The following is a 22818-nucleotide window of genomic DNA, read 5'->3' as shown; positions in this document are numbered from 1 at the left end:
ATGTCAAGAAAACGCTTCGGGAGGAACCCGCAAACCATGTCCAAAACACCCGATTCGGGAAAAACGGAAGATGAGCGGCCCTCGACCGTCGAGCAATATCTGGTGAAGGACCCGGAACGCTTCGCCTTGAACATGGCGCGCATGATCGAGCAGGCCGGCAAGGCGGCCTCCGCATGGGCCGAGCCGCGGGAAAGAGGCGAGGTGCGCGATCATGTCGCCGAGCCGGTCGTCGACATGGTGAAGACCTTCTCCAAGCTGAGCGAATACTGGCTTTCCGACCCGCAGCGCGCACTGGAGGCGCAGACGCGGCTGTTCTCCGGCTACATGACCGTCTGGGCCAACTCGATCCAGCGCCTCAGCGCCGGCGGCGAAGATGCCGACGACGCGGTCAAGCCCGAGCTCGGCGACAAGCGTTTCCAGGATCCGGAATGGGGCCGCAACGCTTTCTTCGATTTCCTCAAGCAGGCCTATCTCGTCACCTCGCGCTGGGCGGGCGAACTGGTCGAGCACGCCGATGGCCTGGACGAGCACACCCGCCACAAGGCCAGCTTCTACGTCAAGCAGGTATCCAACGCCATCTCGCCATCGAATTTCATCCTGACCAATCCGGAACTGTTTCGCGAGACCATCGCCTCGAATGGTGAAAACCTGGTGCGCGGCATGAAGATGTTGGCCGAGGACATCGCCGCCGGCAAGGGCGACCTGAAACTGAGGCAGGCAGATTACTCGTCCTTCGAGATCGGCAAGAACCTGGCCACGACACCCGGCAAGGTGGTGGGCCGCAGCGATGTCGCCGAGATCCTGCAATACGATCCTGCGACCGAGACCGTACTCAAGCGGCCGCTGCTGATCTGCCCGCCATGGATCAACAAATTTTACATTCTCGATCTCAACCCGCAAAAATCCTTCATCCGCTGGGCGGTCGAGCAGGGTCACACCGTCTTCGTCATCTCCTGGATCAACCCGGACGAGCGCCACGGCACCAAGAGCTGGGAGGCCTATATCAGAGAGGGCCTGCAATACGGCCTGGACACGATCGAAAAGGCCACCGGCGAAAAGGACGTCAACGCCGTCGGCTATTGCGTCGGCGGCACGCTTCTGGCGGCGGCCCTGGCGCTGATGGCGCAGGAAGGCGACCACCGCATCAAATCGGCCACCTTCTTCACTACGCAGGTCGATTTCACCTATGCCGGCGACCTGAAAGTGTTCGTCGACGAGGAGCAGGTCGCTGCCGTCGAAAAGGCGATGAACGAGAAAGGCTATCTCGACGGCACCAAGATGGCGACCGCCTTCAACATGCTGCGCTCGGGCGACCTGATCTGGCCCTATGTCGTCAACAACTACATGCGCGGCAAGGATCCCCTGCCCTTCGACCTGCTCTACTGGAACGCCGATTCGACCCGCATGGCCGCGGCCAATCATTCCTTCTACCTGCGCAATTGCTATCTCGAGAACAGACTTTCGCAAGGCATGATGGAACTGGCGGGCCGCGTGGTATCGCTGAAGGATATCACCATCCCGGTCTACAACCTCGCCTCGAAGGAAGACCATATCGCGCCGGCGCTTTCGGTTTTCCTCGGCTCCAAATATTTCGGCGGCGAGGTCGACTACGTCATGGCCGGCTCCGGCCACATCGCCGGCGTCGTCAATCCGCCGGCGGCGCAAAAATATCACTACTGGACCGGCGGCAAGCCGGCGGGCGACTTCGACCAGTGGCTCGCCGAGGCCACAAACCATCCCGGCTCCTGGTGGCCGCACTGGCAACGCTGGATCGAGGCCAAGGACAACACCCGCGTGCCGGCCCGCAAACCCGGCAAGCACATGAAAACCCTGGGCGAGGCGCCAGGCAGCTATGTCAAGGTGCGTGTGTAACCTTCTGTAATGTGTGGTGAGTTGACGCGCCGCCAAAAGAGGACGAAATGGTGTCGTCAACCCTTAAGCAGCCTCGATTCCTCTCTAGCCGTCGAATTACTCTGGGGCTTGCGGATTTGACACAGGTCTCGTTTCCGTTCGGGGACAAGGATTTATTTCGGCGAGTCGTTCCGACGCCGCGCCAATGATTTACCGGCCGGACATCGAGGGGGAATTTGGTTTTGAAATCAGCAGGATCGCGCCTCGCGAAGGGAGAAAGCCGCGCCATTGCGGCCGCGCTTTTCTCCGTGCTCCTGGCGTCCTGCACCTCGGCCGGTGACCCGTCCCTGTCAGTCGGCATGCCCGGTTATAACGCCTCTGCTACGGATATCAGCACGGCCTCTGGTACCCAACAGGTCGCCGTTGATTCGTCGTCGCAGATCACGACTTCACAGATGACGATGACCGCCGAGGGCGACGCAACCCTTCCCGAGCAGGTCACTTATGTGCCAATGGCCAAGCCGGGGACCCAGGCCCCCCAGGGAGGCGCCGAGTCCGATGCCGGCTTCCCCGTCACGGCTCCTGCGCGCGCAGACGCGACTGCGGGACAGACGCCGCAGCCACAGGAGCAACAGTCGGCGCAGACGGTTAAACAGGCCGACGCTGCTGCGCAGAAGACCGAAACCGTCGATGCAGACACGGCCGCGCCGAAGTCCAAAGCCGAGGCCGCCGCGCCGGCGATGAACAACCCGGTTTATGTGACCGCCGGAGAGCCGCAGCCGCAAGCCTATGCGCCGAAGAAGAAGGGGTTCCTCGCCTCTTTGTTCAGCGCCACGCCCGCCTCGGCGGCCCCTGCCCCGCAGGCCAACAACAGGTCGGGCGAGAAACCGGCGTCGGCGCTGCCCAAGGCGGCGGCGGCAAAGCCGACCATCACCTTGGCCTCGGCCAAATCGGCTGAAAAGCCGGTGCAACTGGCTTCGATCGGCGACACCAGCCATTTCACCGATGACGCGCTGCCTGGCGTACGCAAGACCGCACTCTTCGAGATCAAGCGCAAATCCGGCCTCGACGACGACAGCGACGTCGATCTGAACGAGGATGAAGGCGGCGCCTATCAGGTGGCATCCGCTGCCGGGCTTGCCCGGCTGGCGCCCAACGGTCTTTTGAAGCAGACCGAGAATGTCGACGTTGCCTGCCTAAAACCTTCGCTGGTCCGCGTGCTCAAGACGATCGAGGGCCACTACGGCAAGAAGATGATCGTCACCTCCGGCTATCGTGACCCGGCCCGCAACCGCCGCGCCAACGGCGCCAAGAATTCGCTGCACATGTATTGCGCCGCTGCCGACATCCAGGTTCCAGGCGTCTCGAAAGCGCAACTGGCAAGCTACATCCGCAGCATGCCCGGGCGCGGCGGCGTCGGCACCTACTGCCATACCGAATCCGTTCACATCGACGTTGGTCCCGAGCGCGACTGGAACTGGCGCTGCCGCCGGCGGCGGTAACGGCTGGTTCTTTCTCTCCCTTTATGCAACATCCGCAATGTGCCGTCTCACGACGGCATACGGTGCCGCGTCGAACCGGGCTAAATCGCCGAAAATGCGCGGCTTTGCGGCCACTGAAAAAAGTTGTCGCAGGCAGCGGCAGACGGGTTGCCGGTTTGGTGCAACGCAACTATAAGCGCTCACATCTGAGCGCGCCCATCGTCTAGCGGTCAGGACACCGCCCTTTCACGGCGGTAACAGGGGTTCGATTCCCCTTGGGCGTACCAATGATTTCAACAACTTAGCCGAAAGTTCCACTTCCCTGTCCAATATTTGGCCAATTTCCTAATTGGGCTGGCCGAATCGTCTGGAGAAAGCGCGGGCCGGCCTCCATATGGGCGACCAAACAGTTGGACGATCTCCTGGCATGGCGATGTGGGCCTGGAAGGACGCTCAAGGCTCTATTTGAGCACCGCTGAATGCGGCAAGGGACGTTGTAAGTGCGGCGGAGCGTGAAGCTATCATATTGCTTTTCGCCGCGGCGGCCTGGTTCAGCCGCCTCACCTCCTGGCCATCAGAAAGACTTCGAAAGAGCGTTGCTCGACCTCTTCCTGTCCAAACCAGCGAGACCTCGGAGGAAATAGGAAACCACCATTCAACGGTGGGGTCGGTGAGTGCCGCTCGGCCTGGAAAATTGAGTTTGTAGACCGGATAGCTCGATATGATGAAGGCCTTCTTCGGGTTCGAGATCTTCACGATGCAGAGGTTCATTGATTCGACGGTATCGACAATTGACGCATTCCCTTTGGAAATTACGTCGCGCCGGACGTTCTGGAGCATTCGCCTCCACGTCTCCTCCTTTCCGAAGTATTCCCTTTCATGATCATCGAGCGGGCGGTATCGGGTTTCGAACTCGCGAAGTACCTTCTCGCCATCGATCCGGAACGTTGCAAGGCTGGAGAACTGCCTAAAATTGTCCGGCACCCGCTTCCACTGGTAGTAGGTATAGATCGCAAGCAGCTGACGTTCGTTTGAATGCAGTGCGACGCCTCGGCTATGTTTCGCCGTCTCCACGATGCGCGCTATCAGCGGCGCTACAATTCCCTCCAGATGAGCAAAGGCGAGCTCTAGGTCGACGTTTTTAGACAGGTCTATTTCAAATGAGGTGTAAAGCTGTCGTTCAAAGAACACCTTACCAGGTGGATTCTGGAACACCCCCCGGGCAAGCGTTCGCCGATCAAAGACGTGCAAAGCGCCAGCATCGTCAACGAAGTTTCGGAGAAGAAACTGCGGCACGAAATGATGGTCGGCTGGCGGCTTGTTCTTGGCCATACCTCGGTAAGTAGCAGGCGAACAAAAAGCCCGCCACCGTGAGGCAGCGGGCTATCAAGTGGAAATGTTTTCCGGTTGATCAGTGACGCTCTGCCGGTGCCTCCAGAAACTCCATGAAGCTCTCAACCACCTTGTCGACCGGCATTGACCGCGCGTTGCATCCGCGAAGGATGGCGGCGGCGATCTTGAGCATGTCGGATCGACTTCCGACCAGCCTGGCAACTACTGCGTTTTCAATGCCGCGGTTTTCGCTATCGTAGCTTGATCGCTGGTTCACGGTCAGCGTCAGCCTGAGATTGTCGCCCATAAACAGGAGCGGCCCGGCGCCGGTAACGAAGATATCAGAGCAGACACATGGTTCGACGGTCGGTGTGGTGCTCATATTCCGTGTTCCCTCTTCCAGTCCATCTCGTTTTGCTCACCCCGGGTTCTGACAAAATTCCTGATCGTTTGGAAATCGTCGCCTCGGGCGCACATCTTTTTGACGGCGGCGAGGATCGCTAGAATTTCTAGCCTCAACCGCTGAGCCTCTTCCGGCGGCAGATCCAGCAGCATTGCATCGAGACTGGTTTTCGTCCGCATAGCTGGGATCGCGTCAGCGACAGACGGCGCTGCGGTGGCGTCGGTCATCGTTGAAGCGGCAGCCAAGGCCGCGGCCGCGGCAGCGGCAGCCGCGAGGCCAAGAAGGCGGCGGCGGTTGACATTGGGCATGCCTTCGGCGGCCGCCCGAACAGTTGTGTTCGGCATTGGATCTTCCTCCGTTTGCGATAACGTTACACTAATGGTATAAGGCTGAACCGATTAATGAAGTCAACATCTTTAGTGCAAGGTTTAACTAAAATGGGAATGTCGTCTGCTCAATGCCGGGCCGGCCGGGCGCTTATCGGATGGTCGCAAGATCAACTGGCGATGGCTTCGAAGGTGGCGAAGGCGACAATTGCAAATTTCGAAGCTGGGAAGCGGGCGTCGTATGACCGCACTCTGCTTGACCTTCAGGCAGCGCTCGAAACGGCCGGAGTCGAGTTCATCCCGGAGAATGGTGGCGGCGCCGGGGTGAGGCTGAGGAAGTGACCGATGCACCGCTGAAACCCAACATCGTGTAGACGCGCCGCCGTTCATCCACGGTTCAGGCTCCTTGGCGTATACTAGACAGCCTGCAACTGGGTCTTCCTATTCAGAGGAGTCCGCGATGAAAAGGCTCTTATCAGCCCTAGCGGCCACAATCTTGGCCGCATCTTTCGCCTTGCCGGTCAATGCCGCGCCGATGTTCATGCAGAAACCCGAGCAAATGCGGGCCGACGTGGTCGAACCCGTCCACTGGAAAAACGGGAACGGCAATCGTTACTGGCGGAATGGCCGCCACTGGAACAACGGGTACGCACGGCGGTCTTGCCGCTACTACGGGTCATGCTATCCACGCCGCTACTACGGCTACCGTAACTACTATCCGCACCACTATCGGCCATACTATCGGCCGTACTATCAGGGCTACTACCCGCGCTACTACCCGCGCTACTATCCTGGCTACTATCCAGGCTACTACCCTGGCTCGGGAGTGAGCATTTATCTGTCGTTCTAGCTAGCTGGATGTCCGATATCCACAGGGCTGAAACGGCCAATAAGGAAGGCTGCGGCTAGCGTCGTGGCGTTGTCGGCGCGCTCTGGTCTGGGCAGTCAGGGTTTGACCATTTCTTCACATGGAGAGCGCTGATGTGAGCCAGCGCCTTGTGGCCTGCGTCAATTTCATTAACGATCGAGAAGTTGAAAACCACAATGCCCAACACAGGATCTACTCCGCGAGTTGGCGGGGCAGATTGCATCGTTGGAGGCGGCGCTAGTAGAATGATACGCCGATCTGCCGGTCCGGGCGATCGACGAGGAAGCGAGACGGACGGCAGCGCGTAGGCCTTCCGCGATCACACCATAGGCGTCCCTACATCCCAACACCCTGTGCCCAACAGCGAGCCGCCGGGAAGTGAGGAGGCATGAGCAACTTAGGCTTATGGGTCATACTCGTGACGGCGACCATGGCGATCCTTTACCTGTTGTCGTATGTCGAGATCAGGATTTAGGGGCAGTAGCGCCCGGCGTGTGACTTAACCGCCCGGCGCTACCCGTGCCGTAGGGGGCCGTACCGGTCCTGTGGTGTTCCACTGGACGAATGGTGCATCCTTGCCGGTGATATCCTTCACCGTCTTCAACAAGGCTGCATGCGTGCTTTGCAGCGCCCGGTAATGGTCGCTGGTAGGCGATAGCAGCGGCTTGACGATGCTCCTGTGCAGCGCCTCCGCTGCCGCCAGAAAGCGGTCAATTTCAGCCTGGGAAAAGCTGCTTGGAAAGTTTGGTCCTGGTCAATAGCGATCTCCGTTGAAAGGTCGCCGCAACGGGAGGAATATAATCCTGAAAACGAGGGCGTCGGCAATAGGACGCCTTTGGCATTGGGTTGATATTAGCTCAGGGCCTGTCCGCGCTTGGCGCCGACCAACTTTTGTTCAGAAGTCTGGATTTGCGCTATCTGCAGCCGGCCGGACGGCCCGCAGAGACACGTGCACTAATCTGCCTATGGGTGTACCCTTCGCGGCTGCGCCGCCAGCCGCACACTGGCATTCTCCCGAGGAGGTATTCCCATGACCGCGTACAAAGTCGGTTATCTCATTGGCAGCCTCGCCAAGGGCTCACTCAACCGCAAGCTGGCCAAGGCGCTCGTGAACCTAGCGCCAGCCGAGCTCTCGATGGCCGAAATCCCGTTCAAGGACCTGCCGCTCTACAGCTACGACTACGACGCGGATTTCCCTCCACAGGCAAGGGCCTTCAAGGATGCGCTCGCCGCAGTCGAAGCCGTGTTGTTCGTCACGCCGGAGTACAACCGCTCGATCCCAGGCGGGCTCAAAAACGCGATCGACTGGGCGAGCCGACCCTACGGCAAGAATTCGTTCACCCGAAAACCGTCGGCGATCATCGGCGCCTCGCCGGGTATGCTCGGGACTGCGCTGGCGCAACAAAGCCTTCGCGGCGTTCTTGCCTTCTGCAACTCCCCACTGATGAACGCGATCGAGGCCTACATCCAGTTCAAACCCGGCCTGATCACCGACGACGGCGAGGTCACCGACCCCTCGACTGAGGAGTTCCTGCGCGACTACATGATGCAATTCCACCGCTTCATTACTCTGGTCTATACCGCCCTTCCCAGACCGGAGCCAATTCCTGCTAAAGAAGGCCTGACGTCCACATAAGTTCAAGGACACGCGCGGCCAGCCGGTGCCGAGCGTTAGACTTCAACCACTAGTATGCTGGGCCGCTTGTGGAGGTTGCAATGCTGAATGACATCGTGGCGTGGTTCAAGGCGACGTTCGGGCAGAAGCGCCAAACTCGCACGGAAGCCAAACGGGAGCAGGCCGAGAAGGACAAGCCCTTCTACCGCACGTTGGCTATCGACGGAAAGCGCCGCTTCCACGAGGAGCGGGCCAAAAGAGACAAGAAGGACCGCGATAAGCGACAATAAACGGGTTGGGCGCCGGTACCAAATGACCGCAATGGGCGCAACATGCAGCCTAGCACAAGAATTCTTTGTCCTTGTCGCGTTGCCTGTTCATCGACAGCCGGATCAGTTGCCGCTCATTTTGGCGATCTCGTCGAGGCCGGCTTTGTAAATGCCGCTGATCACGTTCTTGGCCTCGTCATCCGACTGGCCCTTTGAGTCAAAGCTGCTTTTCCAGTCCACCCTGGTCCCATCTCCTTCTGCCGAGACGCTAATCGTGGCGCGGTAATTCTCGACGGGAAGCGGAGAGTCGATGATGTCATAGGTGTAACTGGTATCCGTCTGCTCGACGAGTTTCTCCTTGAATGTGCCGCCGTCAGCGGTCGTGAGCGTGCGATAGGTCGCGCCACCTTCTTCGCTCTGCTCGCACTTCGATACGGCGGGATGCCAGGTCTGAATAGCGCAGAAGTCGCCGATCTTCTGCCAGACCGTATCCGGTTTGCCCGCCACGGTGGCGGAACTGGCGACTTCCAGCGCGGCGGCCGATCCGACCAGAAGACCCATTGCAGCAATAGTGGAAACCAAGGTTCTTGGAGTTCTTGTTTTCATCTGCGGGTTCCTCCCTACGATACCCCGCCACCATCTATTTTCTCATGAATGTCGGCTTCCCGATAGAGACCCATGCCCGAATACAACGATGGCCGCGAAGGTACGGCCTTACGGCTGTCAACTGAAAGGCCCGCGCCTCTGGCGGAGAGCGCGGGCTCGATCGGGGGTTGGGGCCCGATCTGCAGCGAGCAAGCCCGGGAGCGCCCACTGCTCACAGACAATCATTAGGATTTACTAAAGTTCCATTTGGGAAACACCCCCGAGGCGTCTTTCAAACGATAGGCGCGAGAATCGCGTCAGGGTCGAGGCCAAGGGCCGTGACTAGCAGGATGGCGTCAGGGTCGTCGGAGTAGACCTCGGGTCGATCCGGAGCAAACCAGCGGGCGAAATAGACCGGGTTTTGGGAGGGCTAGCCAAGGTGCAGACAAAGCTGGAAAAAGATCAGGAGGCTATCGGTCGAATTCTCGAGGTGCTGCTCTCAGGCGGCCACGGACGTCACCGGTTCGACTCCTATAAAGATGGACTCAAAATCCTCCACATGGACGACCTCGATAAGGCGACTGCGGCCTTCGACGACGTGCTTAACTGGATGCTCGACGAGGGCCTCGTTCGAGCCCAGAACGTATCTGCGACGCCGTCCCATGGGACTACCTACATTGGCGTCCAACTGACCTCGAAGGGGCTGCAGGCGCTTCAGATGAAGGCATCAACTGACGAGAAGTCGGTGGCCGAGACACTGAAAGATACGAAGGGCGATCTTGCGCCATCGGCCTACGTGAAGATCGGCGCCTTATTCGGCGGATTGGTCGGTGGCACTATCAAGGCGATCAGCTGATGAAAAAAGCCCGCCACCGTGAGGCAGCGGGCATTCCGATCAGACTTCGCGGAATAATGATGGACCTGAGACGTTGTCGATAGAGAACACCCTACCAAAGGAGGTTATCGATATGCGCCTTTTCATCCTGTTTTCGGTATTACTTTTGACTGCCTGCATGACAGCACCACGCGGCGAGGCTCCACCCGCACCGGCAACCGCGTCTACATCGAGCGGGGGCAGTAGTGGCAGTGCCGGCGGTACTGGCGGTACTGGCGGTGGCGGCTACTAAAGACGCGATCGACACTCAGTTTTGGAAATCGCAGAGAACGTTAATCGCGCCGAACTGACCGCCCCAGCAAAAAAGCCCGCCACCGTGAGGCAGCGGGCCAAGTCGGCGGCCGGGCATTTCTCAGTTTGCCTTCTCGCGGATCGCCTGGAAAATGTAGGAACGGAACTTGGCGCCCAACTCTGGCGAGAGGCGGAATGAGCGGCCGCCGCTGGCGTCTTCGGTCTTGAACACCAGGATCATGTCCCCGTTCGCCGGGTCGAAGTTCGGGATGATGTATTCCAAGCGCTCGGCTTTCTCCAGGTAGTGGGCAACGCGGTCCTTCTTCAGCACGACGCATCCCACCCGAGCGCTTCATAGTAGGCTTGCCTAGCCTTTTGGGACATCGACTCCGCGGTGCAGGCAACGAAGAAAAGCCGATCGGCCTCGCCTTGGGTCAGCACATGATTGGGGCCGGACGGTTTTGCGGTTAGTCCCATACTGTCCATCATGCCTACGAGGACATCGAGCATGTTGATAGTGTCGCAGAGCAGCGGCTCCAGACCGAAGAAGGCTGCCTTTTCCTTGTCGGCGCTCATGACGCACCGCCTAGGATGTGGCGGCGGTTGATTCTCGGGCATGCCTTCGGCGGCTGCCCGAACAGTGATGTTCGGCATTTGGTTTCTCCCGTGGTTTAGTTTGCTTACCCTCTCACAATCTCATACAATGTCATCAATCGTCAACTACATTGTATGAGGATCGCACACCATGGTCAGGACGGCTCCGATTTCGTTCCGCATCGAACAGGGGTTGAAAAATGCTCTGGAGGAAGCGGCGAAGGATGACATGCGGTCTGTGTCATCGATGGTCGAGAAGATCCTGACCACGTATCTGCGGGAAAAGGGCTACCTGCCGAAAGGCGCAGCAGAATAGCTATGCTCGTCACCGTCAGCCGGGAGGAGTGTAGAGCGGCTCTCTGCATCGATGAACCAAGCACTGGCCATCGCGCGTCGGCACAAACCCTACCGCTGGGATTTCCGACCAGTCGCACGCATTGCTGTACTGGCGGACGTAGAGGGCATAGGTGTTCGGGCCGGTGGTCAGCACCACCGAGCCATGGCTCTGGATTAGCGCCTGCGTCTGTTGGCAGGTCATGGCGCGGGTGTCTGGCCTGGCCTGGGCGAGGGTTGTGAAGGCAAGCGTGACCGCTGCCAAGGTCAACGCAATCCGGCGAATGGACATGACGAGACTCCCATGATGAGCCATTTGGTTGACAAACTCGCATGTCGCAGGGCAGCTGTGCAATGGCGGCCTCCAAATCGGAATTCCGGACTGGAGCAAACCGCCCGCCCCGTGCGAACTGACGGCGTGCCGCTGGAGCCCGCAACCGAGGACGCTCTCAACTCCATCGCGGCTGAAATGAAAATTGGCCGGGCGGATCTCATTCAAACCGTGCTCCGCGAATGGCTGGAGACAAACGCCTATCTGCCAGTCCGAACGATATGGGCGGCGTCAGGATAGTGGCTACGAAGTTGCCGCGTGATTGAGGAACGCCGCGCGTTGCCGACTGTGCTCGCCCGCGCCGACGAGGTGGAGCGGGCGGACATGCCCCGTTAAATCGATCTAGGCTGATTTACGAGTACACGGCTTAGCTCTCGTCACTGAAACCGAGCAGCGTCGCATGGCGTATGTGGCCGTGCTCGCCACGGAGATGCTTGACGCGCAGCTTCATCCCAGGCCCGACCATTGCGTCGCCGGTCTCTTCTTCATGGCCTTCGGAGGCGGTCCGGCGTGGACGCGCTCCCACAATCGTTGCCGCATGTCGTGGCCCAAGGTGATGAAGGCGGAACCGACATATTTCCCGGTGCCTGGTTCGGCCAGCAGGGCGAATGCTGCCTTGCCCCGCTCGCGCTCGACGCCGAGCAGCTCGAATTCGTCGACCGTGCTGCCGGCAAAGTCGCAACACGACCACGCGGCGACCAGTTCTCGTCCAGGTTTTCACGCTCAAGGCTCGGGGCTGTGCAGGTCCCGTCCTCGACAACAGCACCAATCCTGGTGCTAAATGTCTGCTAGCTAATGGTCCGTCCCGCCAATAACCGGAAATGGCGCGACCAAGACCGGTTCTGGCAACTGGGCCAAACGGGTGAAAGCCACGTGCGCCGCGAGTAGGACATCAATTCGTGCCAGTCGTTTTTCGGTCATTGTCCTATTCTCAACACCACTTTGCGCCCGTCGGAAAGGGTTCCCGTTCCTGTGCCAACCGGGGGTTGTCTGCTGGTCAGCGAGAACACGAATCGGGTTGAGAGTTGCCCGCAAACCATCGTTCCTTCTCCATGCGAGAAGGTAAGGTTGGCAGTGGTCGTGCCTCGGCATTCGACCCCGGTGTTGGTCTGTCCGCGAATAGTACCGCGCCGTGTAATACTGTTGACGAAAGCCGTCCCGGAAAAGGAGAGCGTCCCGTCAACAGTCTGACCGGAGACTGGTGCCGTGATGGTGAGCAGATTTTGCGCCTGCGTGTAGCCGGCAGCGTCTGCGACACCACAGGCAATCAACATTGTCGCCAAGATTCCCCGGAAAGTACGGTGCATATGGACGGTTCCCTTGAGACCGCTCCTGCGAGGCTAAAGCAAACGCCTTTGGCTCCTCATCTGTTGAGCCGTCTTCAGTTGTCAAGGAATTCAGCAGTCAGACTGCCGTGATTGGCTTCCAGCCGCGCCTTGGACGCGACGTGGTTGCAAATTCACGATGGAGGGATAGCCGCGGTTTAAGGCATCGGTCTTGAAAACCGTTGCTGGAGAGGTAGGAAACGGCAGGAATCCGGTATTTGACAAGGATCGAGGCCGAGAAAATATCACATAAATATCACATCTGGAGCGATGGCCGAGTGGTTTAAGGCAGAAGTCTTGAAAACTTCCGTACCGGGAACGGTACCGTGGGTTCGAATCCCACTCGCTCCGCCAGACCGCAAACGATTGCAGAGGCAATCCCTAAGTCACGATAGCCGCCGCCTAGGCAATCCGCCTCCAAATCCGCAATGCCGCTTTCCCCAAAGGACAATATCGCCGAGACCGGCCGACAGCTAACGTTGCGTCAGTCCAGAGTGTCTTCTCCCAGTCACAACCGACACTCTGCCTCGGCCGTTCCAATTTGAACAGCTGGCGGGATTTCGAAATCCTCCGGCACCACCGCGACACCGATTTCGGCCGCCTCGACCTCGCACTCGATGCCGCGGCGATCAACCAATGGACGGTGGTGAGCATGAAGACCGACTGGAAACAGATTTTCCAGGGAAGTAGGACCACGGTTTCGTGGTTTCGATCAGGGTGAAAGCAGACGCAAGGACAGTACCGGCAAACTCAAACGCGAAGGACAACTGCAATGAATAGGATTCGCATCACGAGCCTGATGGCTTTTGCTGGAGGTTTGGCCGTGGCAGCCACCGGGGCAATGGCCCAGGACGCCGCCAAGAAGCCGCATGTGCCGCTCGAAAAGACCATCGGCGCGGTTACGCCGACCGGTCCGGTGCCATCGCTCGCCGTCGTCAACTCGGACGGCGCCAAGCTGGAGGGCGGCAAACTGGTCCTGACAGGCGTAGCCAAGAATGCGATTGTATTCGCCGACCGGCCGGTCCGGGCCGCAGGACATGTCACCACCGAGCAATTCATCATGCAGTGGGATGAAGGCAAGGACAACTTTGCCATCGACCCGCCGAATGCGACCGTCTCGGTGCTCGGCGGCGATGGATCGGATGTAAGCGATGTGGTCGTGACCCTGAAAACTCCGAAGCTGGAAGGAACGACGCTGACGTTCGACGTCGCCGTCCTGGAAGGAAATCTGGACGGCACTGATGGGCCGGCGGCGGTCTTCATCGACAATTTTGGCGGCGGCTTCCATGGCGGTGGCTTCCACGGCGGCTACGCGCATGTCGGTGACGCCACCTTCGCCCACGTCGGCGGATGGCATGGCGGGGGCTATGGCGGGGGCGGCTACTGGCATGCTCCGGTTTACCATGGAGCCTGGTATGACGGCGCAGGCGTTGCAGCGGGCGTCGTGGCCGGCGCTGCCATTGGAGCCGCGGCGACCGCTCCTTACCGCTACGGCTACGGGGACCAGTGCGGGTACTATCCCTATCCACCGTGCTACTAGGAGGAAATGGCACTTCCAACGTTTGGTGGCTCGCTCCCCAGGGAGCGGCCATCGCTAGAAGCGACATCAATTCAAAGGGAGACATGACAATGGCCTATCTTCGCAGCGCATGTTTTGCGCTCTTCGTAGTATCGATCCCCCTCGCTGCGACTGCCCAGAACTCGACACAGGTCGGCACATTGTCGTGCGACGTGTCACGCGGGATCGGCATGTTCGTGGTCGAAAAGCAGACACTTGCCTGCGTTTTCCAAGACCAGAGCGGCAAGGTCGAAAACTATGCCGGTTCAATTGATCAGTTCGGCGTGGAACTCGGCGAGGTTAAGAATGGGCATTTGATCTGGGGCGTGGCGGCGGCGACAAGCGGCCTCCCGGCGGGCGCGCTGGCGGGCACCTATGCCGGTGTGGGCGCCAACGCATCGTTCGGCGCCGGCGCTGGCGCCAATATTCTCGTCGGCGGCAGCGACCGCTCGCTCTCCTTGCAGCCGATCTCCGTCGAGGGTCAGCAAGGCATCAACATAGCGGGTGGTGTCACCACCGTCACCTTGACGGCGACTGATTGAGGAACGACTGGTCGCACAACGCTGGGGGCCGCAGAGGACGCTGGTCCTAGGCTGAGCGCGCGCCCATTGAGGCATGAGATTTTCGCGAAGGGCCTCGCGCACGCACTGCGAGCGGACCCTATTGCTAACTTACCCCTGGATGAAAAAGTACCAGGCTGGCTGGTTGAAGAAGTCGCAGAGCGGTTCTGTTCAGAATATTTTGCCCCAAAGGGCAATACCGCCAACACTTTTTTGATGCCAGCTTTGACAGTACCGCTTGGCATGGCAGGCGTGAACAAGAGATGGGAAGCTCGTCATGAGTGGTAATCATGGTAGTGATCGCCGGCACGGAGTGCAGCAAACGGGCGGACGGATGAAACGGCGCGACCTATTGCTCAGCGGCTGTTCGTTGCTGGTAGCATCAATGCTGCCGGCCGTGCCAAAAGCTCTGGCTCAGACTTCGAAAAAGCCCAACATCCTCGTCATCTGGGGCGATGACATCGGCATTGACAATATCAGTGCGAGGGCGTGACGGTGGCGCTTCCGGCTGCCGGTAATTGGGCGACGAGACTCCACCGCAAGTTCCCTAAAGGACAATATCGCGGAGCCAAGTGCTCTCCTATGGTTGACCTAGGGGTAGGCCCGACCCGTGCCGATCCCGCACGAGCACGAAATAAAAGCAACCAAGAGAGGAAATGACCATGAACATCAAGATGCTTTGCATGGGCGCGATGGCGTTTTCGATGATGACCGACGCCGCACTTGCCGAACACGGCGGCGCCCTCGACGAGCCGACGAAAATGGCGCCCTTCTACACCGCTGCCGACATGAAGACCTTAAAATCGGAAGCCGACTTCAAGGCCGCTTGGGAGGGGTTGAAAGACGAGGATCGCGCCACGATAAAGCAGGAATGCGGCGACATAGCCAGTGATGACCAGGGGCATGGCGACTTCTGCACGATGGTTGGCCACCAGTAAACGCTGCCGGTTTGGTGAAGTCGGAGATGGCGGGCAGAGTTGCCTGCCATTTTTCCGTGACCGGACCTTTTCCCTCAGCGCTCATGAGATTACCGGCGGGCGCGTTCATCCATGTCACATTGCGGCTAACTAAACGACGCTTTCAGATCGACCCCCAAACCTTCCGCTAAAGCGCCGATGGGCTGCCGTAAGGCCCGACGCCAACCGAGGGTCAGATCGTGTCATGCGACACTCGCGAACGAACGACTCCAAAGGATAGAATGTTGACATTCGTCTCATCGATTGGAACGAGCAAATAGCGCCAGTCCCGGACCTTTGCAGTAATGCAGCGAAGGTCGCATCTCGACCAATGGTTCACCGCCCGGCATCGGCAGCTGTCGTCAATTCACCTTCTCGATATCGCCGGGCTTCCAACTTTTGTCGATGGCAGCTTCGGTCGGGCCGTAGAGCCTGAGGATGGCGAAATACCCCTTGTTCGGCACAGTCGCGAGCCAGTTGCCGGCCTTGCCCTCTGGGGCTTTGGGGCCGAGGTAAAGGTCCGTGCTGCCGTCGGCGTTCTGCACCGGCTTGTCGCGCGAGCCGAGCGACGGGAATGGTTGCCCCGTTGGCCAGGCCCGAGGCGTTCTCGGCTTCGTAGAGCGTCACCGACCAGAAGTTGGCGGCTGGAACGTTCGGCGGCAGGTTGATCTTGTAACTCGAACCGCCCGAGAGCGACGCGCCGGTGCTATCGGTAAAGGCTATGACGCTGACAGGCTTCGTGACTTGATGGCAAAAGTTATCATGGGTGACCACTGATTTCTGAACGTGAGCTAAGAGCAACTACGACAGGGCCAGGCGCAAGGCGGCTATAATGCCCGCCTCGGCATGGCTCCGATACACTCCGCCTTGCCGGCACAATATGACCAAACTCTCAGACTTGGGACCACACCAGGCCGGCCGCTGGGCAGCCCGTCTGCACATCTGCCGCATGTACCGCGCTCCCGGGCCATGCGCCAGGACGAGCAGTTCTGACGTGCCTCCAGCCCGCTAGTCGGGATACTTCAAAGGCTTGTGGCTTGGCGTAGCGTGGTGAAGAGCCTCGCCAAGATCGCGCATGTCCATTTCTTGCCCGCAGACAGGGCAAATCTGGAAATGCTTCGCTTCGTCCTGCACCGGGCCATCGTGGCGCTCCCCCTTGAAGCCAGTCGCTTCACTATTCGTCCGCGGACGGTTCCGAATGGCCTTCACCGTGTCGGTGAGCGTCGGTCCGCCCCTCGCTTTCGCTCTGATCCGCTCAAACACTTTCTGTCGGTCGTCGGCCATTCCACACCTCCTGACCGCAAAACGCTGGCCGGACGGTTTTGTTGCTACCCACGTTGCGCTTGATACGATCGCGCGACCAGGAGCACCAAGATGAGCGGGCCGGAGCAGGATTTTGCCGAGAAGCTCCGCAGCCGCATCAGAGAGAGTGCCGCAAACGAACGCGGTGAACGGGCAGGGCTACAGCTAGTTCGCATGGCTATCGAAATGACGTGCCCCGCTGGTGTGCTGCCGAGCGAAGAAGCTGTCCTGCTGCTCTATGGTCCTGAGCCGGTCCATGAGGGGGAAGCGCTGGCCAAAGCCATCATTGAGACGGTGGAAAAGCTGACCCGGTGCCCACCGCGTTGATTTGTTGCCGGCCGGCTAGGCAGCTTCTGGACTCTCGCCCGCAATGGCGGCAGGCAAGCCGGCGGCATCGACGGCGGCGTGCCCGACTACAGCAAGGAAGCCGACTGCATCGAACGCCAGCTTGATGGCTTTGCCGCGTTCAGAAACTGCTGCCCCCGAAGGAGTGAACCATGACTGACACCAACACCGCCGACATCCTCGTCATCGACGTCAGCGGCTACGTCACCCGCTTCGGCACCGCCTGCGCCTACGAGGTCTTTCAGGCGGGCTTTGTCCGTCCTCAAGCAGAGCCTGTTCGACGAGACGACCGGGCGCTCGATGGTCAAGGTGGCCTGAGCCAGGACGCCTGAACAGTGCGCACCATAGGCAAGAAGATCGGCCTGACGCAGGAATAGCTCGCCAATATCGGGTCGGCTCACGCCCTCGTGCGGCGTCATGGGCCCCCACAAGCCACCCTCACCCCGCCTGCCGCAACCCGGGGGGCGACCGGCACGGACAAGGATGCCTGCTTCGCGCACCCCATCAGCAGCGGTGTGGCTTCTAGCCGCAAGTAATTGCTTGAAGCAGTTCCCGACACCACATGGTGGTCCATAGCCAGCCAAGCGAGATAAACTCGACGCAGTCGCGCTGCCCTCCACAGGGCAAATCAGACTATTGGATCATGGCGATGGCCTACGGCCAACCTTAGGAAACTAGAAAGACATCATGCCTGAAAACACCAGATTAACGTCGAGGGATGTCCCCCTCATTCAGCTAGGCCTCTATCAGTGCCGCTTTCCGGTGAGCGAAGACCCGTCAGTACCTGGCGGTTACCGTTTTTGCGCTGGGCCAACTTCGCCGGATCGCGTCTACTGTGATCACCACCACAGCATCGTGACCGCCGTCGAGCCTCGTCGAGCCCGTTCGGGTTTCCACCTCGCTCAACGACGCGCCGCGTAGGCTGCCCGGTCTCTAGGCTCGGCGCTTTGAGCTCTGACGCTGACAGTCGACTTCAGCCGTTTGCATCGTCGTCCTTTCGCGGGCTGAGCCCTCCGCGCGCTGGCGGTGGGCGTTGCTTCGTCGTCTATCATGCCGCCCCCTATTCGGATTGGTAGCGTCAGATCGATCAGCCTAGCCTGCAGGAGGGATGGCGTGAGTTCGTCACCCTGACCTATGCCACGGCGCACCTGGCCGAGCCTGGGCCAAGGCTGGCCAAGAGCACAGGCCGCCCGCTGCTGTGAGTTCGCAACGCCAAAGCACAATCACCCCGATCCGTTGCTTGATGATCCCGCGAGCACGAACGGACATGCCGTGGCGGTCCCCGTTTTCTGGTTCGATGAATCGCTGGAACAAAACACCAGATCGGACCGGGCTGCGGCATTAAGTCCCCAGACGACAAGCAAAAGATGAGCCGCCCATAGAGCCGGCGCGAGCAACGAGGAGAGAATCGTTGCGGATCGCATAGTTAACCCCTCTCGTATGAACTTATTGGGACGGATCGCCTTTCCAAATTACGCATCAGCCGCCTTTGACGTGAGGCGAAGCCAGCCCCGATGGTCTCGATGGATGGCCTTCCGATGTCAGCAGATCCAGATCATCCCGTCTCGTTGCCGGCCGCAACCCGACGGTACCGGAAGTGCTTGCGGATGTGGTCGTTGAAGTAGCGGCCCTTGGCGAAGGCCGCTTTGAATGCGGCAAAAGTCTCCGGCGGCACGCCCTCAAACTCATATCGTTTTCCGCTGGCGACGAACCACACCGAAAGGATTCGGCTCTCCGGATCGTATTCCGTTTTGCGTATTGAGGTGGATGGCATGACGGCAGCTAGATCAAAAGTAATCAACAAGCGGAGCGGCGGTCGCGTTCCCTCGTGGTATCGCTCCCGAGCAGCGCACGAGGATTTTCTCCAGGCCACCTAACGCATCGCGGCGTCGCAACACGCGGCAGGCACGGTGCTCCGGAAGCCAGTCTTTCGTCCCTCTTTTGTCCGAAATCGGCGCGTAGGATCGGATCGTTCCGTGGCCCCACGCGTTGGAGAAAAGGCAACGGGAGGAATGAACATGTCAGACGAGAAACACGAACGCATTAGGCGACGCGCTTATGAGATATGGGAAGCGCTGGAGATCGAGACCGAAGACCGCTCGCTCGGTGCTCGGCCACCAGCAATATCTGGTGCCGATGTACCAGTTCCCGCGCAGACCCAAAGCCGAGAGAAGAAAGGCAAGCGTGCTGCTGGTCAATCGGATGTTGAGGCGGCGGAAGCACTGGCGATGAGAACAGGCATCACCGGCGATCAAGCTCAAGAGCTTATCGACCGCCTCGGTGACGATCCGCTGGCGCTCGATGAGGCGGCGCGGAGCCTTAGGGCGTCCGAACGGTAACTGCCGGCTTTCTCAGGCAGCCCATCGTGTAACTCGACAGATCGCCGCAGATTTTCAATCTCCGTCCCCCGCCAGCGGACCGCCGAACAAATGAAAGCCCGCGCCTCTGGCGGAGAGAGCGGGCCGCTCGGGTCGCGGTCTGAGTTTCATGACGTTGGACCGAGATCGCGGTTTCGCCTTCGACGCTCGATGATGCGAGCGTTTCGACGAGCGACTCTGAGTTCGGTGAGCGTCGGCTGCCACCAGCCCCGGGAATGTTCCATTGGCCCGGCTTCACGACGAGCGGGCCATGTCCTGATGAGTTCCGTCAGCGTTGCCGAGCGCCACGTTCCCCACACGTAGTCGATGTCGGTCCGCGTCGCATGTGGGTAGAAAGCAGCTACTGCCGACGGCTCGGCAATTTCCCCTGACACATCGGTAAAGACGACAATGCCGTACTGCTCTGTTGCGACAGCGCGGCCCATCGGAGGCAAGTCTTCAGCAGGCAACGGATAGCGATGGCGGCGGCGTTCCGCATATCGCAACCGCGTGGTTCTTTGAGCTTCCGAGTCCCTCGCCGCCTCGCGTCGTCGCTTCCTTTCCTCGGGTTCGCTACGTCTGGCAGCCTCTTCGATTGTCGGCCATCGGCGCCGCAGTTCCTCATAGGATCGAAACGGCACGCGCCACGCCCGGAGTTCATCGTCCCAACTTGCCCAGGGAATTTCGTGTAGTTCCCGAAGGACGGTCTTCGAATAGGGTGTCCGAATGCGCAGGTCGTCGGCAACCTCGAGATAGGGACTGGAGATCGGATCGAAAGCGAACGCGTCGCGCCCCTTGCTGTCGGCGTGGATCGCCAGCAACTCGGCCTCACGCGCCAGCCAGCGGTCAACCCGGCGGGCCGCCGTCTTGCCTGGTACAAACCAGCTCCTGCGCTCGTCGCTCCACCTCGCTCGCGGAAATGCCGCCCGAAATCGTTCGACTGTCATTCGGTCATAAGGAAAGTTCGCCAAGGCACCAGGCGTGCCTTGTTTCTCCAGCGCATGCTGATGCTTTGGTTCCTCCACGGTCATGCCGTCAATTGTGTTGGATTCGCAGAGAAACGTGCCGCCGGCCCTAATGGTTCACACGCGAACCAGAACGTGAGTGCCCTTCGCAAGGGACGCCGCCAATCACGACGGACGCCCCCGAGCGCGTCACGCTAGAGGCTGAGCATAACGCCTTTGAGGGATTGCCCGAGAAGAGAACGAAGCTGCGCTCCTTTCAGCTCTGCTGGCAGCTCTAATGTGCAGTGTTCGCCATGCGCACCTTGCGGGGGCGAAGCTTGCGCGCCATGCTGATCGCATGAGGGGTCTTACAATTGCGCTGACGACTATGCTGGTCGGGATCGTACCGGCCAGCGCTGACGTCGCGTTTGATACCTGCATCAAGCAACTCTGCACATCGACCAAACAGGCCGATTGTTGGGTTAAGGCAGGCGCCGCGCTATGCGATCGCGATCAGATCCAGTGCAAGGAGCTTCCCGATCACGCGCCGGCGTGGGCACGATCTTCGAGGAAAGCCACCTGCCGCTGCACAAGTGGCTACAGGCAATCCACCTTATGTGCTCATCCAAGAAGGGCATCAGCGCCCATCAGCTGCACCGCGTTCTGGAATGCACCTACAAGACCGCGTGGTTCCTGGCCCATCGCATTCGCGAGGCAATGCGCTCGGATGACTTCATGCGGATGGGCGGCGACGGCAAGACCGTCGAGGCGGACGAAACCTACATTGGCCGCCGCGTGACGTTCCGGTCAACAAGGGCCTATTGACAGCGCGCCATGACACTCCAAGCTTTTTAGAGCTAACCGTTGATCCAGTCATCCAATAGCGGTTCAGTATGGGTCTCCAGATACTGGTCCGCGAGTTGGTTCTGCCGCGCCGCAATTTCAGCGTGACCGTGGGGTCATAAAGCTCCTTCGACATCACGGCGGCTGTATATGTCATTTTCGCATAACCACTGCGGCCTGATGATCGTGCGCCTGCTCCTTCACAGCGACAACTGGTATGATCCGGCCCCACCGCCGCTCCAAGGAAGCGACGTCATAAAACACCTGAGAGTTCGGGTCAGCGCCGAAGGTAAACACCGACCACTCGACTCCATCAGGATTATTTTCGGCGAAGTTGGAGTTCAGGTCTGCAAGTAGGTCAGAGAAAAGTGGATCATCGCGATACTTCGTTCGCAGAAGATCAATCGTCTGCCGAGTATGAATGGTGATATATGCGTAACCGTCCTGACGGAGAACGCGCCGAACTTCGAGGAGCCACGCCTCAGCCAATTCGGATATATGCGTGAAAACCGATCCGCAGTAAACCAAGTCGAAGGTGCTGTCTTCAAATGGAAGATGCGGTGCTGTGGTGTTGGTTGCGAAGAGCATCGGCGGATTAAGGTGTTCCTGGCACCAGGCGATATGCTCGGCATTAATGTCGAGGCCCCAATGCTCTGATGTCTCGTCTCGCGGAAGAAATCGCAGCATGCGGCCACTGGCGCATCCGAGATCGAGCACGCGTGTCAACGGAATAGGCGGTTGCCCGACTTCATTAAGGATGCAAAGCATTTGTGCCACGTCATCTTGTCCGCATTTCAAATAGTCTAATTCAGTCTGGGCGTATCCTTCCCACAGATGTTGAGGTGGAACCGGCGCGGCATTCTTTGACTGGGAGGGACAAACAAACAAGACATTATTGTGTCTGGCTAAGGGGATGAATCGGGCCGAGCTGCCGGGACGTTCTAGGCTGAGTTGCTCGGTCGCGCGCTTGAAACGCTTGGTTTTACTTAACTGCCCAGCTAGCTTTTCCATCAGCGCCATTGCGCGACGATCCTGACTTAGTTTACGAGCTAGTTGTTCAATGAGGTTCATTTGCGCAGCCTCCAATTCTGATCGATGGTTTACGCACAAATTCGAGTCTAGGCCCGTCCCATCTGGTGGCTAGGGGAACGGATCATGATCATTTACTAAATTAGCAATTCTGCATGAAACGGCTTATTATTTTTCCCAGCCGGCGGGCACGCCCACACCCCCGCCGGTTAGGCCCGGCGGTTGATTGCCTACTCCGCAGCGGCTGTCGGGCCGACCATCTCAGCGAGGATGCAGTGGAAGCGCCAGAGACGATCCAAAACGCCTGGGCCGCGCTCAAGCTGGTTCGCATGGCGATCGAACAGACCTGCCCGCCGGCGTGCTGCCAAGCGAGGAAGCTATCCTGCTGCTCTATGGTCCCGAACCGGTCCATGAGGGCGAAGCGCTTGCCAAAGCCATTATCGAAACGGTGGAAAGGCTGAACCGATAACGTCCAAACGGTTCGC

28 protein-coding genes, 2 tRNA genes and 3 pseudogenes are annotated in these 22818 nt (G+C 59.4%); 19 read left to right on the top strand and 14 right to left on the bottom strand.

Going from position 1 to position 22818, the window contains the following annotated elements:
* The first annotated feature begins 36 nt into the window (after positions 1 to 36).
* The 3 genes from phaC to AC0NIE_RS20085 all read left to right on the top strand — a co-directional run bounded on the left by phaC (position 37) and on the right by AC0NIE_RS20085 (position 3619).
* Entirely contained in the window at positions 37 to 1872 is a 1836-nt protein-coding gene (gene phaC / locus AC0NIE_RS20095; protein WP_473487227.1) for a class I poly(R)-hydroxyalkanoic acid synthase, read from the top strand.
* 215 nt (positions 1873 to 2087) lie between these two features.
* Complete coding sequence (locus AC0NIE_RS20090) at positions 2088 to 3353, top strand: YcbK family protein (protein WP_473487226.1); 1266 nt, start codon at positions 2088 to 2090, stop codon at positions 3351 to 3353.
* A 191-nt stretch (positions 3354 to 3544) separates the two neighbouring features.
* A tRNA-Glu gene (locus AC0NIE_RS20085) sits at positions 3545 to 3619 on the top strand.
* 166 nt (positions 3620 to 3785) lie between these two features.
* On the opposite strand, the gene AC0NIE_RS20080 is transcribed toward AC0NIE_RS20085, so the two are convergent.
* From AC0NIE_RS20080 to AC0NIE_RS20070, 3 genes are all read right to left on the bottom strand, one after another.
* Complete coding sequence (locus tag AC0NIE_RS20080) at positions 3786 to 4664, bottom strand: DUF4238 domain-containing protein (protein ID WP_473487225.1); 879 nt, start codon at positions 4662 to 4664, stop codon at positions 3786 to 3788.
* Positions 4665 to 4743: 79 nt separating this feature from the next.
* On the bottom strand, positions 4744 to 5046 hold the full coding sequence (locus AC0NIE_RS20075) for a hypothetical protein (protein ID WP_473487224.1): 303 nt from the start codon (positions 5044 to 5046) through the stop codon (positions 4744 to 4746).
* Positions 5043 to 5294, bottom strand: coding sequence for a hypothetical protein (locus tag AC0NIE_RS20070; protein ID WP_473487223.1), 252 nt, complete (start codon positions 5292 to 5294; stop codon positions 5043 to 5045). Before AC0NIE_RS20070 ends, AC0NIE_RS20075 begins: the two co-directional genes overlap by 4 nt.
* A 210-nt stretch (positions 5295 to 5504) precedes the next feature.
* On the opposite strand from AC0NIE_RS20070, the pseudogene AC0NIE_RS20065 reads away from it, so the two are divergent.
* From AC0NIE_RS20065 to AC0NIE_RS20050, 4 genes and pseudogenes are all read left to right on the top strand, one after another.
* Positions 5505 to 5732, top strand: a pseudogene (locus tag AC0NIE_RS20065) (helix-turn-helix domain-containing protein); the annotation flags it as partial.
* A gap of 121 nt (positions 5733 to 5853) precedes the next feature.
* Entirely contained in the window at positions 5854 to 6243 is a 390-nt protein-coding gene (locus tag AC0NIE_RS20060) for a hypothetical protein (RefSeq protein WP_473487222.1), read from the top strand.
* Positions 6244 to 7291: 1048 nt separating this feature from the next.
* Positions 7292 to 7897 (top strand): NADPH-dependent FMN reductase, encoded by a 606-nt coding sequence (locus tag AC0NIE_RS20055; RefSeq protein WP_473487221.1) that lies wholly within the window; start codon positions 7292 to 7294, stop codon positions 7895 to 7897.
* Positions 7898 to 7977: 80 nt separating this feature from the next.
* Positions 7978 to 8166, top strand: a complete 189-nt coding sequence (locus AC0NIE_RS20050; protein WP_473487220.1) for a hypothetical protein — start codon at positions 7978 to 7980, stop codon at positions 8164 to 8166.
* Between the two features lie 102 nt (positions 8167 to 8268).
* Here the strand turns inward: AC0NIE_RS20050 and AC0NIE_RS20045 are convergent, their stop codons facing one another.
* Positions 8269 to 8751 carry an SRPBCC family protein gene (locus AC0NIE_RS20045; protein WP_473487219.1) on the bottom strand — a complete coding sequence of 161 codons (483 nt, stop codon included), beginning with the start codon at positions 8749 to 8751 and terminating at the stop codon, positions 8269 to 8271.
* A gap of 418 nt (positions 8752 to 9169) precedes the next feature.
* On the opposite strand from AC0NIE_RS20045, the gene AC0NIE_RS20040 reads away from it, so the two are divergent.
* Positions 9170 to 9586 (top strand): hypothetical protein, encoded by a 417-nt coding sequence (locus AC0NIE_RS20040; protein ID WP_473487218.1) that lies wholly within the window; start codon positions 9170 to 9172, stop codon positions 9584 to 9586.
* A gap of 391 nt (positions 9587 to 9977) precedes the next feature.
* On the opposite strand, the gene AC0NIE_RS20035 is transcribed toward AC0NIE_RS20040, so the two are convergent.
* Both AC0NIE_RS20035 and AC0NIE_RS20030 read right to left on the bottom strand, forming a co-directional pair.
* Positions 9978 to 10187, bottom strand: coding sequence for a hypothetical protein (locus AC0NIE_RS20035; RefSeq protein ID WP_473487217.1), 210 nt, complete (start codon positions 10185 to 10187; stop codon positions 9978 to 9980).
* Complete coding sequence (locus tag AC0NIE_RS20030) at positions 10181 to 10432, bottom strand: hypothetical protein (RefSeq protein ID WP_473487216.1); 252 nt, start codon at positions 10430 to 10432, stop codon at positions 10181 to 10183. The genes AC0NIE_RS20035 and AC0NIE_RS20030 overlap by 7 nt, the downstream gene beginning before the upstream one ends.
* 169 nt (positions 10433 to 10601) lie before the next feature.
* On the opposite strand from AC0NIE_RS20030, the gene AC0NIE_RS20025 reads away from it, so the two are divergent.
* On the top strand, positions 10602 to 10766 hold the full coding sequence (locus AC0NIE_RS20025) for a type II toxin-antitoxin system antitoxin (RefSeq protein ID WP_082982500.1): 165 nt from the start codon (positions 10602 to 10604) through the stop codon (positions 10764 to 10766).
* A gap of 15 nt (positions 10767 to 10781) precedes the next feature.
* Here the strand turns inward: AC0NIE_RS20025 and AC0NIE_RS20020 are convergent, their stop codons facing one another.
* Positions 10782 to 11075 (bottom strand): hypothetical protein, encoded by a 294-nt coding sequence (locus AC0NIE_RS20020; protein WP_473487215.1) that lies wholly within the window; start codon positions 11073 to 11075, stop codon positions 10782 to 10784.
* Positions 11076 to 11624: 549 nt separating this feature from the next.
* On the opposite strand from AC0NIE_RS20020, the gene AC0NIE_RS20015 reads away from it, so the two are divergent.
* Positions 11625 to 11906, top strand: a complete 282-nt coding sequence (locus AC0NIE_RS20015) for a hypothetical protein (RefSeq protein ID WP_473487214.1) — start codon at positions 11625 to 11627, stop codon at positions 11904 to 11906.
* 125 nt (positions 11907 to 12031) lie between these two features.
* Here the strand turns inward: AC0NIE_RS20015 and AC0NIE_RS20010 are convergent, their stop codons facing one another.
* Positions 12032 to 12421, bottom strand: a complete 390-nt coding sequence (locus AC0NIE_RS20010; RefSeq protein WP_473487213.1) for a hypothetical protein — start codon at positions 12419 to 12421, stop codon at positions 12032 to 12034.
* A gap of 282 nt (positions 12422 to 12703) precedes the next feature.
* On the opposite strand from AC0NIE_RS20010, the gene AC0NIE_RS20005 reads away from it, so the two are divergent.
* The 5 genes from AC0NIE_RS20005 to AC0NIE_RS19985 all read left to right on the top strand — a co-directional run bounded on the left by AC0NIE_RS20005 (position 12704) and on the right by AC0NIE_RS19985 (position 15495).
* Positions 12704 to 12793: transfer RNA gene (locus AC0NIE_RS20005), tRNA-Ser, on the top strand.
* 418 nt (positions 12794 to 13211) lie between these two features.
* Complete coding sequence (locus AC0NIE_RS20000; RefSeq protein WP_473487212.1) at positions 13212 to 13979, top strand: hypothetical protein; 768 nt, start codon at positions 13212 to 13214, stop codon at positions 13977 to 13979.
* Between the two features lie 89 nt (positions 13980 to 14068).
* Entirely contained in the window at positions 14069 to 14539 is a 471-nt protein-coding gene (locus AC0NIE_RS19995; protein WP_473487211.1) for a DUF992 domain-containing protein, read from the top strand.
* A gap of 295 nt (positions 14540 to 14834) precedes the next feature.
* Positions 14835 to 15050, top strand: a complete 216-nt coding sequence (locus tag AC0NIE_RS19990) for a hypothetical protein (protein WP_473487210.1) — start codon at positions 14835 to 14837, stop codon at positions 15048 to 15050.
* A 169-nt stretch (positions 15051 to 15219) separates the two neighbouring features.
* The gene (locus AC0NIE_RS19985) at positions 15220 to 15495 is read left to right on the top strand and encodes a hypothetical protein (protein WP_473487209.1); all 276 of its coding nucleotides are present in this window, start codon (positions 15220 to 15222) and stop codon (positions 15493 to 15495) included.
* Between the two features lie 380 nt (positions 15496 to 15875).
* Here AC0NIE_RS19985 and AC0NIE_RS19980 read toward each other — a convergent pair whose 3' ends face one another.
* The 3 genes and pseudogenes from AC0NIE_RS19980 to AC0NIE_RS19970 all read right to left on the bottom strand — a co-directional run bounded on the left by AC0NIE_RS19980 (position 15876) and on the right by AC0NIE_RS19970 (position 16797).
* Positions 15876 to 16058 carry a DUF1214 domain-containing protein gene (locus AC0NIE_RS19980; protein ID WP_473487208.1) on the bottom strand — a complete coding sequence of 61 codons (183 nt, stop codon included), beginning with the start codon at positions 16056 to 16058 and terminating at the stop codon, positions 15876 to 15878.
* 112 nt (positions 16059 to 16170) lie between these two features.
* Positions 16171 to 16287 (bottom strand): annotated as a pseudogene (locus AC0NIE_RS19975) (hypothetical protein); the annotation flags it as partial.
* A 234-nt stretch (positions 16288 to 16521) separates the two neighbouring features.
* Positions 16522 to 16797 carry a hypothetical protein gene (locus AC0NIE_RS19970; protein ID WP_473487207.1) on the bottom strand — a complete coding sequence of 92 codons (276 nt, stop codon included), beginning with the start codon at positions 16795 to 16797 and terminating at the stop codon, positions 16522 to 16524.
* 90 nt (positions 16798 to 16887) lie between these two features.
* Between AC0NIE_RS19970 and AC0NIE_RS19965 the strand changes: the two genes are divergently transcribed.
* Positions 16888 to 17142 carry a hypothetical protein gene (locus AC0NIE_RS19965; protein ID WP_473487206.1) on the top strand — a complete coding sequence of 85 codons (255 nt, stop codon included), beginning with the start codon at positions 16888 to 16890 and terminating at the stop codon, positions 17140 to 17142.
* 170 nt (positions 17143 to 17312) lie between these two features.
* Entirely contained in the window at positions 17313 to 17492 is a 180-nt protein-coding gene (locus AC0NIE_RS19960) for a hypothetical protein (protein WP_473487205.1), read from the top strand.
* Between the two features lie 1223 nt (positions 17493 to 18715).
* On the opposite strand, the gene AC0NIE_RS19955 is transcribed toward AC0NIE_RS19960, so the two are convergent.
* A complete protein-coding gene (locus AC0NIE_RS19955) occupies positions 18716 to 19033 on the bottom strand; it encodes a KTSC domain-containing protein (protein WP_473487204.1) in 318 nt (105 codons plus the stop codon).
* A 145-nt stretch (positions 19034 to 19178) separates the two neighbouring features.
* On the opposite strand from AC0NIE_RS19955, the gene AC0NIE_RS19950 reads away from it, so the two are divergent.
* A complete protein-coding gene (locus tag AC0NIE_RS19950; protein WP_474043746.1) occupies positions 19179 to 19499 on the top strand; it encodes a DUF2934 domain-containing protein in 321 nt (106 codons plus the stop codon).
* A 146-nt stretch (positions 19500 to 19645) separates the two neighbouring features.
* Here AC0NIE_RS19950 and AC0NIE_RS19945 read toward each other — a convergent pair whose 3' ends face one another.
* Positions 19646 to 20548, bottom strand: a complete 903-nt coding sequence (locus AC0NIE_RS19945) for a hypothetical protein (protein WP_474043745.1) — start codon at positions 20546 to 20548, stop codon at positions 19646 to 19648.
* A gap of 465 nt (positions 20549 to 21013) precedes the next feature.
* Here AC0NIE_RS19945 and AC0NIE_RS19940 point away from each other — a divergent pair.
* A pseudogene (locus AC0NIE_RS19940) lies at positions 21014 to 21268 on the top strand (IS1595 family transposase); the annotation flags it as partial.
* 189 nt (positions 21269 to 21457) lie between these two features.
* Here AC0NIE_RS19940 and AC0NIE_RS19935 read toward each other — a convergent pair.
* The gene (locus AC0NIE_RS19935; protein ID WP_473489597.1) at positions 21458 to 22375 is read right to left on the bottom strand and encodes a class I SAM-dependent methyltransferase; all 918 of its coding nucleotides are present in this window, start codon (positions 22373 to 22375) and stop codon (positions 21458 to 21460) included.
* Between the last annotated feature and the right edge of the window lie 443 nt (positions 22376 to 22818).

This window comes from Mesorhizobium sp. WSM4842 (assembly GCF_055901575.1).
The sequence above is the reverse complement of the archived record's forward strand: the minus strand, read 5'-3'. Positions and strand labels throughout refer to the sequence as shown.